Source organism: Acetobacter conturbans (assembly GCF_011516755.1).
GTDB classification, from domain to species: Bacteria; Pseudomonadota; Alphaproteobacteria; order Acetobacterales; family Acetobacteraceae; genus Acetobacter; species Acetobacter conturbans.
On sequence record NZ_WOSY01000008.1, the window covers coordinates 154,327 to 169,974 of the forward strand.

At 58.3% G+C, this 15,648-nt stretch carries 13 protein-coding genes; 11 read left to right on the forward strand and 2 right to left on the reverse strand.

Translation table 11 applies throughout. The features are described 5' to 3' along the window. Nucleotides 1–99 precede the first annotated feature (99 nt). The 3 genes from GOB81_RS10125 to GOB81_RS10135 all read left to right on the forward strand — a co-directional run bounded on the left by GOB81_RS10125 (nucleotide 100) and on the right by GOB81_RS10135 (nucleotide 2,422). Entirely contained in the window at nucleotides 100–273 is a 174-nt protein-coding gene (locus GOB81_RS10125) for a hypothetical protein (protein ID WP_173570287.1), read from the forward strand. Nucleotides 274–844: 571 nt separating this feature from the next. After that, nucleotides 845–1,921 (forward strand): glycosyltransferase family protein, encoded by a 1,077-nt coding sequence (locus GOB81_RS10130; RefSeq protein ID WP_173570288.1) that lies wholly within the window; start codon nucleotides 845–847, stop codon nucleotides 1,919–1,921. Between the two features lie 117 nt (nucleotides 1,922–2,038). Then, nucleotides 2,039–2,422 carry a hypothetical protein gene (locus GOB81_RS10135; protein WP_173570289.1) on the forward strand — a complete coding sequence of 128 codons (384 nt, stop codon included), beginning with the start codon at nucleotides 2,039–2,041 and terminating at the stop codon, nucleotides 2,420–2,422. Nucleotides 2,423–2,839: 417 nt separating this feature from the next. On the opposite strand, the gene GOB81_RS10140 is transcribed toward GOB81_RS10135, so the two are convergent. Then, on the reverse strand, nucleotides 2,840–3,586 hold the full coding sequence (locus tag GOB81_RS10140) for a methylenetetrahydrofolate reductase (RefSeq protein ID WP_173570345.1): 747 nt from the start codon (nucleotides 3,584–3,586) through the stop codon (nucleotides 2,840–2,842). A gap of 98 nt (nucleotides 3,587–3,684) precedes the next feature. After that, nucleotides 3,685–5,427 carry a glycoside hydrolase family 32 protein gene (locus tag GOB81_RS10145; protein WP_173570290.1) on the reverse strand — a complete coding sequence of 581 codons (1,743 nt, stop codon included), beginning with the start codon at nucleotides 5,425–5,427 and terminating at the stop codon, nucleotides 3,685–3,687. Between the two features lie 109 nt (nucleotides 5,428–5,536). On the opposite strand from GOB81_RS10145, the gene GOB81_RS10150 reads away from it, so the two are divergent. From GOB81_RS10150 to GOB81_RS10185, 8 genes are all read left to right on the forward strand, one after another. Beyond that, on the forward strand, nucleotides 5,537–5,887 hold the full coding sequence (locus GOB81_RS10150; RefSeq protein WP_173570291.1) for a RidA family protein: 351 nt from the start codon (nucleotides 5,537–5,539) through the stop codon (nucleotides 5,885–5,887). A 376-nt stretch (nucleotides 5,888–6,263) separates the two neighbouring features. Next, on the forward strand, nucleotides 6,264–7,520 hold the full coding sequence (locus tag GOB81_RS10155; RefSeq protein ID WP_173570292.1) for a sarcosine oxidase subunit beta family protein: 1,257 nt from the start codon (nucleotides 6,264–6,266) through the stop codon (nucleotides 7,518–7,520). A 99-nt stretch (nucleotides 7,521–7,619) separates the two neighbouring features. Next, entirely contained in the window at nucleotides 7,620–7,925 is a 306-nt protein-coding gene (locus GOB81_RS10160) for a sarcosine oxidase subunit delta (RefSeq protein ID WP_173570293.1), read from the forward strand. Next, complete coding sequence (locus GOB81_RS10165) at nucleotides 7,922–10,930, forward strand: sarcosine oxidase subunit alpha family protein (RefSeq protein WP_173570294.1); 3,009 nt, start codon at nucleotides 7,922–7,924, stop codon at nucleotides 10,928–10,930. The genes GOB81_RS10160 and GOB81_RS10165 overlap by 4 nt, the downstream gene beginning before the upstream one ends. Next, entirely contained in the window at nucleotides 10,923–11,459 is a 537-nt protein-coding gene (locus GOB81_RS10170) for a sarcosine oxidase subunit gamma (RefSeq protein WP_173570295.1), read from the forward strand. The genes GOB81_RS10165 and GOB81_RS10170 overlap by 8 nt, the downstream gene beginning before the upstream one ends. 252 nt (nucleotides 11,460–11,711) lie before the next feature. Further along, complete coding sequence (locus GOB81_RS10175; protein WP_173570296.1) at nucleotides 11,712–13,082, forward strand: L-serine ammonia-lyase; 1,371 nt, start codon at nucleotides 11,712–11,714, stop codon at nucleotides 13,080–13,082. A 205-nt stretch (nucleotides 13,083–13,287) separates the two neighbouring features. Beyond that, nucleotides 13,288–14,544, forward strand: a complete 1,257-nt coding sequence (locus tag GOB81_RS10180) for an aromatic ring-hydroxylating oxygenase subunit alpha (RefSeq protein ID WP_173570297.1) — start codon at nucleotides 13,288–13,290, stop codon at nucleotides 14,542–14,544. Next, on the forward strand, nucleotides 14,541–15,647 hold the full coding sequence (locus GOB81_RS10185) for a hybrid-cluster NAD(P)-dependent oxidoreductase (RefSeq protein WP_173570298.1): 1,107 nt from the start codon (nucleotides 14,541–14,543) through the stop codon (nucleotides 15,645–15,647). Before GOB81_RS10180 ends, GOB81_RS10185 begins: the two co-directional genes overlap by 4 nt. Nucleotide 15,648: the final 1 nt, after the last annotated feature.

Below are 15,648 nucleotides of genomic sequence, written 5' to 3' on the forward strand. Positions count from 1 at the left end.
ACTTGACAGGGTCCATCCTGATGACGGTGTGACAGCCGGGATCAGAGCGATTATAATGAACGACTGATCTGAAGCGACTGGTGGAAAAGGAGGCGTGTGATGGAATGGCAGGGCCTTGTTTCCACATTGGTCGTGGTCTTCGTGTTTTTTATTCTGCCCCTTCTTCTTGCGGCGCTGATCGTCATTCGGGATGCACGGTTGCAGGCCAAGAAGGCTTGCATGACGGGTGTGCGGACCCCTTCCATTCGTCGGGATCCCGCGATCTATCGCTGAGGCATTTCACGCATCTGGAATACGATTAAAAAAGAGCGGCTTTCCTTCTGGAGACCGCTCTTTTTGTTTGCTCAGTTTGAGTCGGTGGCACGATCTACGGCGCGACCCATTTTTTCGCCCGGACCTTTTGGCGGATCAAAAGTATCCTGCACTTTTTCACCGAACGTTCTTTTGTGTGGGTGGCATGCTGTCAGGCCAGCGCAGGTGATGGAAAGCGCGAGTAATGCGACGCATGTTGAGCGCATGAGATTCTCCTGATGTTACTCGGACTTACAGCGCGCGACAGTGCGGGAAGTTGCGTTCCGGGTCTGTTTCATCCGAAAATCCGGCCTCCCGAAAACGGTTAGCTGTCCTGTTGAAGTGTCGGGACATTTATAGTCCGATTCATTCAGCGGCAGAGAACTGCTGCAAAGATGATGAAACAGGGACGCTTTTCACAATTATGTCGGGCGTTTTTGGTTTGTCTGGATATTTAAGAAAATAATCTAATGCTATTTTTTATTGTGGGATTCTGGATCGGTGGTTTCGTCGGTCTTTTTGCAACTCTTCTTTTTTATAAGCCGTAATATTTATGAAAAATCGTATTTTATTTATTCTCAAAGCAAGAGACGGCAACTGGGGTTACGGATCGAAGGAATCGGGTCTGTCCAACTCGGTTCGCTTTGTTGTGGATATGCTGAATGCCAATGGCATTGAAGCCAAGGCTGTCGAAGTCAGGGACAATAACTGCATTGATCGGGAAGTGGCGGCTTATTGCCCGACGCACGTTATTGTCGAGGCATTCTGGGTCGTGCCGGAAAAGTTCGATGTTCTGAAACCACTGCATCCGGATGTGCAGTGGATCGTGCGCGATCATTCAGAAACACCCTTTCTAGCGAATGAAGGAAACGCCTTTGGCTGGACGGTCGATTATCTGAAACGCGGGATTGAAGTGATGTGCAATGCACCCCGCGCCGTATCGGATATGGCGGTAGTGGCGATGGGGTGTGGGCTTGATCCGTCCGGCGTCTCCTATGGACCGAATGTCTATCCCGTTCCGCGCCTGTGTGACATCACGCCCCATGAGAGACGCTCCGATGTCGTGAATATCGGGTGTTTCGGTGCAGTTCGTCCCCTGAAAAACCATATGACGCAGGCTGTTGCCGCCATGGCGTTTGCGGAATCCATCGGTGCGCAACTGCGATTCCACGTCAACGCGACACGGGTCGAAGGGCAGGGAAGCCCGGTCCTGAAAAATCTCCGCGAACTGTTTGCACGCTCTGCGCACGAGCTTGTTGAGCATGGCTGGATGCCACATTCAGGATTTCTCGATGTCCTGGGCGGCATCGACATCCTCATGCAGGTATCCTTTACCGAGACGTTCAATATCGTTGCGGCCGATGCGATGGCCTCCAGCGTGCCCGTTCTGGTTTCGTCGGAAATCCCGTGGATTGGCCATTACGCACATCGGGACCCGACCGATGCGGCAGACATGGCTCAGGGGCTTTATGAAATCTGGAACGAAGGATGGTGTGAGCAGCAAAAGCGCCTTTTGAAACAGCGCCGCGATATGGAAGTGTTTTGCGCGCGCTCGACCGCTACATGGCGGCGGCGATTTGGGTCTTTCTGGCAGATGAATAGCCAGTTCGTGTGCTTACAAGATGCCTGACTGGCTTCTGTTCGGTGGCATCGGCGCGATCATTACTGCACTCACCAATGCTGTTCTGGTTTTCTTATTTGTTTGCATACGCAAAAATCAGGACAAAAAATTCTGGGAACAGGAAAAATGAAGGAGATTTTCTGTCTCTGCCTGTTCGTGTTGATGCTTGCGGGATGCAGCACTATCCCGGACCGGGCACGTCATGAAATGGTGGGTCTCACACGCCCCGACCTTGTCGCCTGTGCCGGAATTCCGGATCAGGAAGAAACGCGGGATGGGCAGGAGGTGCTGGTCTGGAAGATCGAAAAAACAGATGGCGGCAGTCTGTCGGTTTCGATGCCATTCGATATGTCGCTGACGTTCAGTTCCAGCGGATCTTGCCATGTAATCGCCAGCCTGCGCGGTAACAAGGTGATGCGGCTTGCATACACAGGTCCTGCCCGGACCTGGCTGGGTGCGGACGCTGTCTGCGCTCCGGTTCTGCGAGCATGTGTCCAGAAGAAGGAATAAGGACAGTTCCTGAAACATGTCCTGTGAATTGCAGAAACTCTGTTCTTTAGCAGCGGTTTTCTGAATGCCAGATCTGACGTGGGGAACGCCGGTTAAAGGAAAATCAGGCTCGCTTCCGTGCTGCGACACAAAAAAGCGAGCCTGATTCCCGAGTGCTATCAAGAACTGACGTGCAGAACGTAATATCTCTCAACGCAGGGTATGACTAGACATATTGACAAGAGTTTGATGATTTTGAGGCAAAAAAAGCTCAAAAAAGAGTGATTTGACACAAAGTGCCTTATTTTTGGCGGTTCCCGTCCTTGTGTGGAACGTTATTTTCTAAACGTTTTTTCTTGCAGCTGTCCGCAAGGGTTCGCGGTGAGTTTTTCTCCTCGCTCCCACGAAAACAGCCATTCCACTTGGCGCAGTTATCTGTCAGGCCTGAAGCACATCAGAAAGCGGCTTCAGATAATTCTCCAGCTTGACCCGAAGCGGCATGAGATAAACAGACTCTCCATCCGCACGGACTTCCCGGATCGCCTTTTCTGCAAACGCAAGATTGGCATCCATGGTCGGCTCGAAATCACGAGGAAATACTATGTGGTTCGTCGTCTCCCAATAGGACCGTGATTTTGGACCGATTACCGGTGAAAATCCCCAGAAAATCGTTTCGTCCCGCAGCCATTCCCGGCAGAGGTCGAGCATTCGCAGGTCAAACAGGGGTTGGGTGAAAAACCCGCATGCACCCGCATCCCGCTTCCGTGCCACTTCTTCCAGTTCCCGATAAGGAGCCCGGCGGTAAGGATCGAAAGCGGCATAGACTTTCAGGTGGGGCGCCTCCCGGACATACCGGCGGATGACCGCATCGGACGAGTTAGGAAACGTCCGCCGGTTCAGGTCTGCCGGAGGATCGCCCTTGATGACCAGAATTTCAGTCAGTCCAGGCTGATCCGCTCCGGGCAAAGGCCCTTTCGGGTCCACGTCAATGGCGCGGATATGCGGAATAACGGAGCGGAAGTCGTCCTGCACGAGTTCCGCAGCCTCCCAGCTTCGCAATGTAAAACGCTGAAGGTCCGGAATGTTGATCGTATCAACAAATGGCAAAGCAGCGCGGAGTTCCGCGACTTCCTTCGTGAGGGTTTCCGCATTGCGGGGCACGAGTTCAATGGAGACGCGGCTCATTGCGGGCACGACACAGGATCAGTCATCATGCGACCATGATAGCGGATCTGGAAACCTGCGTAAAACCGCCATTGGTCTGTATGGATACGACCTTTTCCTCATGAGGCGGTCTCGCGATTCATCGTCTTGTGAAGGGGGTAAAGGCTGACAGACTCGATCGTCGCGCCGGCGCCGGACGTTTCCAGACGCAGGAAGCTCAGCGGTGCTGATGGGAAGATGAGGGCCGTGCCGACGGACAGGCCGCCGTTGGCAAAGATTTCCAGTGTGCTGGCGTCCAGAATGATCCGCACCGAGAAATGCCGGTCATCGGGATTGAGCACGGTGGAAAATTCGCCGGTAAAGAAAGGCTGCGAGAAGCCGCGGAGGTTGCTGCGGTCAAGCCAGAGCTGGCCGGAGAAAGCATCGAATCCGATGGTCAGGGTTTCTCCCTGCTCATTGCCGAACGTGATGACAAACCTGCCTGTACGCCCCTTGTCTCCCGGCGGCAGGCTGGCGTGCCTTTCGTCCACTGTCGCGCTGAAGGTCAGGTCCAGCGCAGATCCGGAAGGAAGAGGCGTGGTGACGCTGGTGCCTGCTTCCAACCGGCGTGGCGCGAAGGGAATGGCGGAGCCACGAAGGGTTTCCACGCCACGCGGTTGCTGCGCCAGTCTGAGCCAGCCCGCGAAATCACGGCGAAGCATCATCGTCCGGGGGACGGTCATGCTGCCGCGCCATGTCTGGGTCGGCAGTTCCTGACAATACTGCCAGTTGCCAAGCCAGGCGATGGAAACGGCCTCGTTGTTCGGCATGTTGCTATAAACCTGCAACGCGTAGGCGTCCTTGGCGAAGTCGGTCAGCCCGATGACCGTATCATCAGGAATGAAGCGCGATCCGTCAAACTCACCGATGAAATACTGCGTGATGCTGCCACCCGTCGGCGCACCCGGATTGACGGACACGAACAGAACCCAGCGCGTGCCGCCGCCTTCCACCGGAATTTCAATCAGATTGGGACATTCGTAATCAGCACCGAACAGCCCGGACGGTCCGAAATCGCTGAGATGGACCCAGTGAATCAGGTCAATGGACGCATAGAACGCGATCTGATGCAGTCGGGACTTCGCCACCACCATGACCCACTGGCTTGTGGGTTTGTGAAAGAGGATCTGTGGGTCACGGAAAGAATTGCTACCAATATCGAGCACCGGGTTGTGCTCATATTCGGTAAAGGTCTGCCCACGATCCTTGCTGGTGGCCAGATACTGCGACTGTTTCGTCGGGCTGGCGCGGGTGTAGAGCGCGACCATGCCGGTTTCGTCGGCGGCGAAAAGACCGGTTGAGTTTTTAATGTCCATCACGGCGCAACCGGTGAAAGCCTCACCATCTTTCGTTTCCGGGATGGCTATGGGCTGGTCCTGCCAGTGGAGAAGATCCGTGCTGGTGGCATGGCCCCAGTGGACGCGGCCCGCATACGGCGCGAACGGATCATACTGATAGTACAGATGATACTGGCTGCCGTCGAAAACCAGACCATTGGGATCGTTCATGAAGCCAATCGTCGGCGTGAAATGCATGGACGGACGATACAGCGTGTCAGCCGGGGTCTGGGCAGCAGGCCGCATATGGGCGTTGCCGGGCTGATCGGCGGGAGAAGGATGGGAGGCGTTCGGTTCGGCTGTGCGGGCGTGGTCGGGAGCGCGGGGCGGTGTGGGCTGCGCAGGGGCCGACGGCACGGCTGGGGCATCGGCCGCGCTGGCCGTGTTTGACAGGCACGCGGCAGTCCCAAGCGTGAGAAGGGATGTGAGAGCCGTCCGGCGCGCGGGATCGAGGGGGGATGTTTCAGGGGACGTATTATCAGCCATGTCGTCAGTGTATGCCGAGCGGGCTTTCAGGACCAGATGGGAGGCGTTGTGACGGGCCGCTCAAGTTTGATAAGAATGAGTCTGGTCGCAACACAGGGAGCCGCACCACATGAGCAAGATCATCCGCACCGAGCCGAATTCCATCCTGTCGAAAGCCGTGGAATACCACGGTTTCATTTTCACGCAGGGCATGGTCGCCCGCGATCTCACAAAGGACGCGAAGGGTCAGACCACAGACGTTCTCGCCCAGCTCGACGAGCTGCTTGAGGAGCATGGCACGGACAAGACCCGTATTCTTCAGGCACAGATCTGGCTGAAGGACATCAATGACCGTGCGGCCCTCAATGATGTCTGGAGCGCATGGCTGCCGGAAAATGGCGCTCCGGCGCGCGCCTGTGTTCAGGCGGTCATGGCTGACCCGAAGATGCTCGTTGAGATCATGCTGGTCACAACGAAGTAATCCGCATGAGGTCACTTGTCGTTTTTGCACAGGTGACCTCACTGTCTCATGCCGTATTTTCGACACTGACTTCCAGCCACCCACGCTCCGGCTGTTTCGTGGTGCACGCGCCGCCCCCGATTCCTGCATTGTTCAAGAAATTCCAGAATTATGCAGGCATCCTGCAAGATCTGGTTGCCAAATCAACCGCCTTCCGGTTGTCCGAAAAATAATTCAGCTTCGAAATGACCTGCGCCGTCCGATCCTTCCGTGACGTTTTCGGCAAAATTCCTCCGGCATGTCGTATTCATTCAAACCACCCGTCTGATCCGGAACAGCGCCCCCTGATTTCGCGGCGCATCCTCGCTTCATGAACCTGTTGTGATGCGGGACGGATATGGAACGATTTTCTGCTCTTTCCCTGGCCAAAAAGGCTCTGGGCGGCCATCTGGGCTGGAAGCCGCAATGGCGCTCCGTCGAGCAGCCAAAGAAGGCTTATGACATTATTATCGTCGGCGGCGGCGGCCACGGACTTGGGGCGGCTTATTACCTCGCCAAGCAGCATGGTCTCCGTAATATCGCGGTGATCGAGCGGGGCTGGCTTGCTGGCGGCAACACCGCCCGCAACACGACCATCATCCGGTCGAACTATCTGTTCGACGAAAGCTCGTCCTATTACGAGCATTCGCTGAAACTGTGGGAAAATCTCTCGCAGGAACTGAACTATAACGTCATGTTCAGTCAGCGTGGATGCCTGATGGTCGCGCACACAGTGCATGATGTGCAGGTGTTCAAGCGGCATGTTCATGCCAATCGCCTGAACGGAATCGACAACGAGTGGCTGTCGGCGGAGGAGGCGAAAGAATTCTGTCCGCCGCTGAACATCTCGCCGAACATCCGCTATCCGGTCCTCGGTGCTTCGCTTCAGCGGCGCGCTGGAACTGCCCGTCACGATGCCGTGGCGTGGGGTTTTGCTCGTGCCGCCAGCGACATGGGCGTGGATATCATCGAGAACTGCGAAGTGACCGGCATCAATCGTGGTCCGGATGGGGCCGTCACCGGCGTCGAGACCACGAAAGGCACCGTCAACGCGAAAAAGGTTGCGGTCTCGGCGGCCGGTCACAGTTCGGTCGTGCTGGAAATGGCGGGCATCCGTCTGCCATTGCAGAGCAACCCGCTACAGGCGCTCGTCTCCGAGCCGGTGAAGCCCGCGTTCCCGACCATCGTGATGTCCAACACCATTCACGCTTATATCAGCCAGTCTGACAAAGGTGAGATGGTGATCGGTGCGGGCACGGACTCCTATGTGTCTTACACCCAGCGCGGCGGCCTGCACATTCCGGCGGAAACGCTGGCGGCGATCTGCGAGCTGTTCCCGATGTTTCGTCGCCTGCGCATGATGCGTTCGTGGGGCGGGATCACGGACAACACGCCGGATCGTTCACCGATCACGGCGAAGACATCCGTGCCGGGTCTGTACGTGAACTGCGGCTGGGGCACGGGCGGCTTCAAGGCGACACCGGGCGCGGCCAATCTGTTTGCGTGGACCATCGCCAAGAACGAGCCACACCCGATCAATGCGCCCTTCACCATCGAGCGTTTCCGCGACGGCGTGATGATCGACGAAGCGGCGGCGGCGGCCGTGGCGCACTGAGGTGGCTCACCGTCTCATGTCCCAGGAATCATCGCCCGAATCATCACTGGTAACGGCACGAGTTTTCACATCCGGTCTGCTCCGAGGAGCGAGTGCGTCATGCTGCTGATCCGCTGCCCGTATTGCGGGGAACGAGCCGAAGTCGAGTTTTCAAACGGGGGAGAGGCTCATATCGACCGCCCCGCCGATCCCATGAGCCTGAGCGCTGAGGAGTGGGCTCAGTTTCTCTACATGCGCGACAATCCGAAGGGGCTGATTGCCGAACGGTGGCGCCATGCTCATGGCTGCAACCGCTTCTTCAACGCCATCCGCGACACGCGGACGGATCGTTTCGTTGTCACCTATGAAATCGGACAGCCGCGTCCGGACGTTACTCCGGAACAGGCTGCGGAGGCTGCACGATGAGCCGTTCATTCCGCGTTCCCGGTCGCGGTCGCGTCAACACGCGTCGCCCCGTGCGCTTTACGTTCGACGGACGTAGCATCGAGGGGTTCGAGGGCGACACGCTGGCCTCGGCCCTGCTGGCGACCGGCACTCACCTGATGGGCCGCTCTTTCAAATATCACCGTCCACGCGGGCCGATTTCCGCAGGCTCCGATGAGCCGAACGCCATTGTGGCCGTCGGTTCCGGCCCCGCTTTGCAGACACCTAACCTCGTCGCGACACAGGTCGAAATCTATGACGGGCTGACGGCGCAGAGCCAGAACCGTTTCCCGTGCCTCCAGTTCGACATGGGCGCGGTCAACAATCTCGCTTCCCCGCTGCTGCCATCGGGCTTCTACTACAAGACCTTCATGTGGCCACGGAACTTCTGGACCAAGGTCTATGAGCCGATCATTCGTCGCTCAGCCGGTCTTGGTGTCGCCCCGACCGCGCCAGATCCTGACCATTATGCCTTCCAGTATACGTTCTGTGACGTGCTTGTCGCCGGTGCAGGCCCGTCCGGTCTGGCGGCAGCGCTCGCTGCGGCCAAAGCCGGTGCGGAAGTCATGATTGCAGACGAAACGGCGGAGTTTGGTGGTAGCCTGCTGTTCGATCGCGCTTCCCGCATCGACGGTCTTCAGACGGCTGACTGGGTCGAGCGCACGGTTACCGAACTGAAGGCCATGCCGAACGTGCGGATGTTCACCCGCACCACGGTCTTCAACTACGGCCCGCACAACATGGTCGCGCTCAATCAGCGCATGACCGATCATCTCGGCACACCGGATCCCGCCACGCCGCGTGAGCGTCTGTGGCAGGTGCGTGCGAAGCAGGTCGTCATCGCGTCCGGTGCGATCGAGCGTCCGCTGGTGTTCGAAGGCAACGACCGCCCCGGCGTCATGCTGGCCAGCGCGGCGCTGACTTTCCTCAACCGGTACGGCGTCGCCTGCGGTCGTCGTGCCGTCATCGCGACGGCGGATGACAGCGCCTACCGTGTCGCACTCGATCTGATCGAGGCGGGCGTGACCGTGGCGGCCATTGTGGATATTCGTCCGAAGCCGGATTCCGAACTGTTCCGCAAGGTGAAAGCGGCGGGCATCACGGTGCTGACCAACAGCACGGTGCAGCGGGCACACGGTTCGCAGCGGATTCACAGTGTCGAACTGGCGCCGGTTCTGCCGGGTGGTGATGTTGGCGAGGGCAAGAATTACCGCTGTGACCTGCTGCTCATGTCGGGCGGCTGGACCCCAAGCCTGCACCTGTTCTCCCAGTCCAAGGGCAAGGTGATCTACGACGCCGATCTCGACACGTATCTGCCGGGTGAATCCGCTCAGGCCGAGCGTTCCACCGGCTCCTGCCGGGGGCTGTACGATCTTGGTGAGGTGCTGGCTGACGGTCTGAAGATCGGCACCGAGGCGGCAAAAGACGCAGGGTGTGACGGCGAAATTGACCTTCCGCTATGGGAAGTTACCACCGACGCCATCGGTCGTGGTGGGTTCACCGGTGCGCTACCCCGTCGCGGCAAGGGTCTGACGGCCATGGCGTTCGTCGATTACCAGAATGACGTGACGGCCAAGGACGTGAAACTCGCCGTGCGTGAGGGCTTCCGGTCGATCGAGCACATCAAGCGCTACACGACCACCGGCATGGCGACCGATCAGGGCAAGACCTCGAACCTCAACGCACTGGGTATCGCTTCCAGCGCGCTGGGTCGTCCGAAGCAGCAGATCGGTCTCACCACATTCCGCGCCCCTTACACACCGGTGACGTTCGGTGCGTTCAGCGGTCACGAGCGTGGCAATGAGTTCGATCCGGATCGTCGCACGCCGATCGATCCCTGGGCGCGTACCAAGGGTGCGGTGTTCGAGGATGTCAGTCTCTGGCGTCGTGCCCGCTACTTTCCGCAGCCGGGAGAAGACATGGACGCTGCCGTGGCCCGCGAATGTCTCGCTGTTCGTAAAAGCGTCGGCATCTTCGATGCCACGACACTGGGCAAGATCGAGGTTGTCGGCCCTGACGCCGCCGAGTTCATGAACCGGATGTATGTCAACGCCTGGACCAAGCTGGGCGTCGGCAAATGCCGCTACGGTCTGATGTGTCGCGAAAACGGCTTTGTTTATGATGATGGCGTCGTCGGTCGCATCGCACCGGATCGCTTTCACGTTACCACGACGACAGGCGGTGCTGCGGGTGTCCTGAACATGATGGAGGATTATCTCCAGACTGAATGGCAGGATCTCGATGTCTGGCTGACATCCACGTCTGAAGAGTGGGCTGTCATCGCCGTGCAGGGTCCGAAGGCGCGTGAGGTTCTTGCACCGCTGGTGGACGGGCTGGATATCTCGCACAAAACAATGCCGCACATGAGTGTCGTGGAAGGCACGATTGGCGGCATCCCGATGCGCCTGTTCCGGGTCAGCTTCTCGGGTGAACTCGGTTTCGAGGTCAACGTGCCGACGAGCCGCGCTCTCGAAGTCTGGGAGCGCATCTGGGAGGCGGGCAAGCCCCACAACATGACGCCTTATGGCACCGAGACGATGCATGTTCTCCGTGCCGAGAAGGGCTACATCATTGTCGGGCAGGAAACCGACGGCACGGCGACGCCTGATGACGCAGGCTGCGGCTGGGCGGTCAGCAAGCTCAAGAAGGATTTCGTGGGCAAGCGCTCACTGGCGCTCCCGGCGATGCAGGACCCAGACCGCTACCAGCTTGTCGGCCTCTACACGGAAGCACCACAGGAAGTGTTGGAAGAGGGGGTGCAGCTTGTCGCCAACTCGAATGAGGTCATCCCGATGAACAAGATCGGCCATGTCACTTCGTCCTACCACAGCGCCACGCTGGGGCGGTCTATCGCACTCGCCATGGTGTCCGGCGGTCGCGCCCGGATGGGGCAGACTCTCTACGTGCCGATGGAAGACCGGATGATCCCGGTCACCGTCACAAGTCCGGTGTTCTATGACGCGGAAGGAGCCCGCCTCAATGTTTGACGCTTCGTCCAATGCTCTGACTGTTTCCCGTTCGGGCTTTACGGCAAAATCTCTTGGGGGTGGACGCCGCTTCGCTCTGCAGGGACGCAAGGACACGCTGGAAGGCGTGGCCAAAGCTTTCGGGCTGGCTGAGGCCCCGGCCATGCTTCAGAGCGCCAGCGCAGGTGATTGCACTCTGCTGCGGCTCGCACCGCAGGAGTTGTTCATCATTGCGGGTGAGGCCGGGTTACCCGAGGCCGTCACCACCTATCTCGGCACCGTGCCGAACAGTCTGGTGGAGGTCTCCGAGCGTCAGGTTGGGTGGACACTCGAAGGTGAGCGCCTGCGTGATACGCTGGCAGCGCTGAGTCCGCTCGATCTGCGCACGAAGTCCTTTCCCGTCGGCACCGCTACGCGCACACTGTTCGGCAAGGCTGACGGGATGCTGTGGCGTACGGACGAAAACAGTTTCCATCTGGAAGTATGGCGTTCGTTTGCACCTTACATGGTGGCCATGATGGATGCGGCGGCTCTCGACGCTTCTTGGTGACGGACTGAGATGATCCGGCTTTCCGACGATTTCCGGAAAGCCGGATGGCAGGCCGGTGTTTTTTGGATCTGATACAGCTATCCCGGAGTTCTTTTCCCCTTTCGGGAAATGGGATTCCGGATTTCTGATTTATCAAAGTGGGTTCCAATGAAAGCGTTTTTGAAGGGGCATGGTGCCCGGAGAAGACGCTTCGCGCCGCACTTTCGGCGTGAGTCCTGACCGGATCACGCAAAGGGCATCGGAAAATTCGCCATGATCAGTGTTTTTGAAATCTTCAAGATCGGCATTGGTCCTTCCTCCTCTCATACGGTCGGCCCGATGAAGGCCGCCGCCGAGTTCGTCTCCGAATTGGTGCCTCTTGCCGCGGATGCCGCTCACCCTCTCCATGTCAGGGTCACGCTTTACGGCTCGCTGGCGTGGACGGGCGTGGGGCACGCCACGGATCGCGCGGTCATTCTCGGGCTCGGCGGTCTGCATCCAGACATGGTTGATCCTGACGAGGCCGAGGCGATTCTTGATCGCGTGCGCGAGACGCATGAACTTGGTCCACGTGGTTGCATTTTCACGTTCGATCCTGACAAAGACCTCGTCTTTGACAAGGATACGGTTCCGCCCGTCCATCCGAATACACTTCAGTTTCTTGCCGTTGATGGAAACGGGAAGGCGCTTCTGATCCGCCGGTACTGTTCGATTGGCGGCGGTTTCGTCGTGCCGGAGGACAGGAACGCGGAAGCCGTGCCGCAGAATCTCAATGTCCCGTTCGATTTTCGCAGCGGCGTGCAGCTTCTTGCCTGTGCACGCCGTAGTGGCCTGAGTATTCCCGAGATCGTGCTGGCCAATGAAAGCGCCCTGCGCCCCGTCGATGAGGTCCTTGCTTACGTGGACCGCATCATTGATGTGATGATGGCCTGTGTTGACCGTGGCATGAGAACGGAAGGCGTGTTGCCGGGGCGTCTCGGTGTGAAACGCCGTGCGCCTGCCATCCATGAGCGCCTTGAAGCCGACCGTTTCCGCAATGTCCGGACGGCGCATGAGATCATGGACTGGGTCAGTCTGTTTGCGATTGCCGTGAACGAGGAAAATGCGGCCGGGGGCCGTATCGTCACCGCTCCGACCAACGGCGCGGCGGGCGTCGTGCCGTCCGTCCTCCGGTATTACCGTGATTACAGCTCCGGCGCATCCCGCGCTGGAGAACGTGACTTTCTGCTGACGGCAGTCGCCATAGGGGGATTGTTCAAGCGTAACGCCTCCATTTCCGGCGCCGAGGTTGGGTGTCAGGGGGAAGTCGGTGTCGCCTGCTCCATGGCGGCCGCGGGTCTTTCCGCAGCACTCGGGGCTGGGGCCGCGCAGGTGGAGAACGCGGCGGAGATCGGGATGGAGCATCATCTCGGCATGACGTGCGACCCGGTGGGTGGTCTCGTGCAGATCCCCTGCATCGAGCGCAATGCATTCGGTGCGGTCAAGGCCATCAATGCCGCCTCGCTCGCCATGCGCGGCGATGGTTCCCACCACGTCTCTCTCGATGACGTGATCAAGACAATGTACGAGACGGGCAAGGACATGAGCAGCCGCTACAAGGAAACGTCGCTCGGAGGTCTGGCGGTCCGCTTTCCTGAATGCTGATTCAACTTACTGTTCTTGCGTGATATTTAACGGAAATGGGGGGGATTTACCAACGCTGTAGCAGTGTCTGTGAAAGCACCTGAAATTCTTGTTCAGTGAAGGTCGTTACGATATAAAAATATGTCGCAATATGGAAATTAAAGTTTCCTGAACGCGGCATACTGATGGGATCGAACCAGAGTCGGGTCGGGAAGGAAACGACGCCATGTCCGGTCAAACCAAAGAGTCTCTTCAAGCACTGCTCGCCCGGCGCAAGCCGGGACACGCCCTGGAAGCTCCATTTTATACGGACCAGGACATTTTTGACGCCGACATGAAGTACATCTTCGGCCAACACTGGATCTATGTCGGTGTCGAACCCGACATCGCCGAGCCCGGCGACGCAATGGTCGTCAATATCGGCAAGTCTTCTGTCATCATCACCCGTGACGATGATGGTGAAGTCCGCGCCTTCCACAATGTCTGCCGTCATCGTGGCGCACGGATGGTTCCTGAAGGCAAGACGATGATCGGGAACATCGTCTGTCCCTATCATTCATGGACCTACGGGTTGGATGGCGATCTGAAATTTGCCGAACATATGGGTGAGGATTTCGACCCCAAGTGTCGTGGCCTCAAGAAAGTCGCCATCCGTTCCATCGCTGGCCTGATCTTCGTCTGTCTGGCGGAGGAGCCTCCCGAAGATATCGAGGATATGGCACGTATCATGGAGGAGTATCTTGCTCCGCATGACGTCCGCAACACCCGCGTTGCTTTCGAGTCCGATCTCATCGAGATGGGCAACTGGAAGCTCACGATGGAAAACAACCGTGAATGCTATCACTGCGGTGCGAACCATCCCGAACTGACGATCCCCTTGTTCGCCTATGGCTTCGGATATGCTCCCGGAACGCTGGACGATGAAGGTCAGCGCGACGCCGACCGTTATGGGGAACTCGCCGTTGCGTGCCACGCACGATGGGAAGGCGAGGGCCTGCCCTCACGGGAGGTCGAGCATCTCGACGACCGCATCACCGGTTTCCGGACGGAACGTCTGCCCATTGACCGGTCCGGCGAAAGCCAGACGCTCGACACGAAAGCCGCCTGCCGCATCCCTCTCGGCGGACTCAAGGACAAATCGGTCGGAGGTCTGTCTTTCTGGACGCAGCCGAACTCCTGGCATCATTTTATGGGTGATCATATCGTCACCTTTACTGTCCTGCCGATTGACGCCGGACACACGCTGGTCCGCACCAAGTGGCTCGTTCACAAAGATGCGGTCGAAGGAGTGGATTATGACCTGCAACACCTGACGGAAGTCTGGCAGGCGACGAACCAGCAGGACGCCGATCTTGTTGAAATTTCGCAGCAGGGTGCTGATGATCCGTCTTTCGAGCCCGGACCATACTCGCCTTACACGGAAGGTCTCGTTGAGAAATTCTCTGCCTGGTATATTGGTCGCATGAAGGCGGCGCTGGCATGAAAACAAGCGGTGTGTTTCCGGACCTGAATGCTCTCGCGACGGCTCCCCTCTGGGATCCGGAGCGGGACGACACTCTCATCTGTCAACAGGTGCGTGACGAGACGCACGACGTGAAGACGTTCGTATTCTCGGCTCCCGAACCACGCCGCTTTTCCTACAAACCGGGTCAGTTCCTGACGTTTTCTCTTCCCTGCGGCCCAGCCGGGGAAGAAATCAATCGCAGTTACACCATTTCCTCTGCGCCGACGCGACCGGACCGGGTGGCCATCACCGTCAAGCGCGTGGCGAAAGGTCCTGTTTCCAACTGGCTGCACGATACCATGCAGCCGGGAATGGAGGTGAAAGTCACCGGACCGGCGGGTGAATTCACCTGCGCTGACAGTCATTCCGGAAAATTCCTTTTTCTGTCGGGTGGCAGTGGCATCACGCCGATGATGTCCATGTCCCGCACGCTGTTCGATCTCGGTGCCGGGGCGGACGTCGTGTTCCTCCATAGCGCCCGTAGCCCGAATGACCTTATCTTCGGTCGCGAGTTGGCGCTGATGGAACTGGCATGGCCTGCTTTCCGGTCAGCCACCATCTGCGAGGACGACACGCCTGCCGGACGCTGGCCCGGTTTGCGTGGGCGCCTTGTTGCGCCAATGCTGTCGCTCATCGCTCCGGATTTCCTTGAACGCGAAGTTTATGTCTGCGGTCCCGAGCCTTACATGGCGGCAGTCCGCACGCTGCTCGCGGATAGCGGGTTCGACATGACCTGTCATCACGAGGAAAGTTTCGATTTTGCCACTCTGATGCAGGGTGAGTTGGAAGAGGCGTTCGCGGCTCCGGAGCCCGGCGAAAAAACCTACAAGGTGAGCTTCACCAAAAGTCGCCGCGATATCGAATGCGGTGCGGAAACGCACATTCTTTCCGCCGCCCGTGCGGAGGGGATGCGCGTGCCCGCTTCCTGCGGAAAAGGCCTGTGTGGAACCTGCAAGTGCAAGCTGGTCTCCGGCACGGTGGACATGAAACACGAAGGAGGCATTCGTCAGCGTGAGATTGATATGGGCATGATCCTGATCTGTTGCGCGAAACCCACCAGTGACGTGGTCATCGAACGCTGAA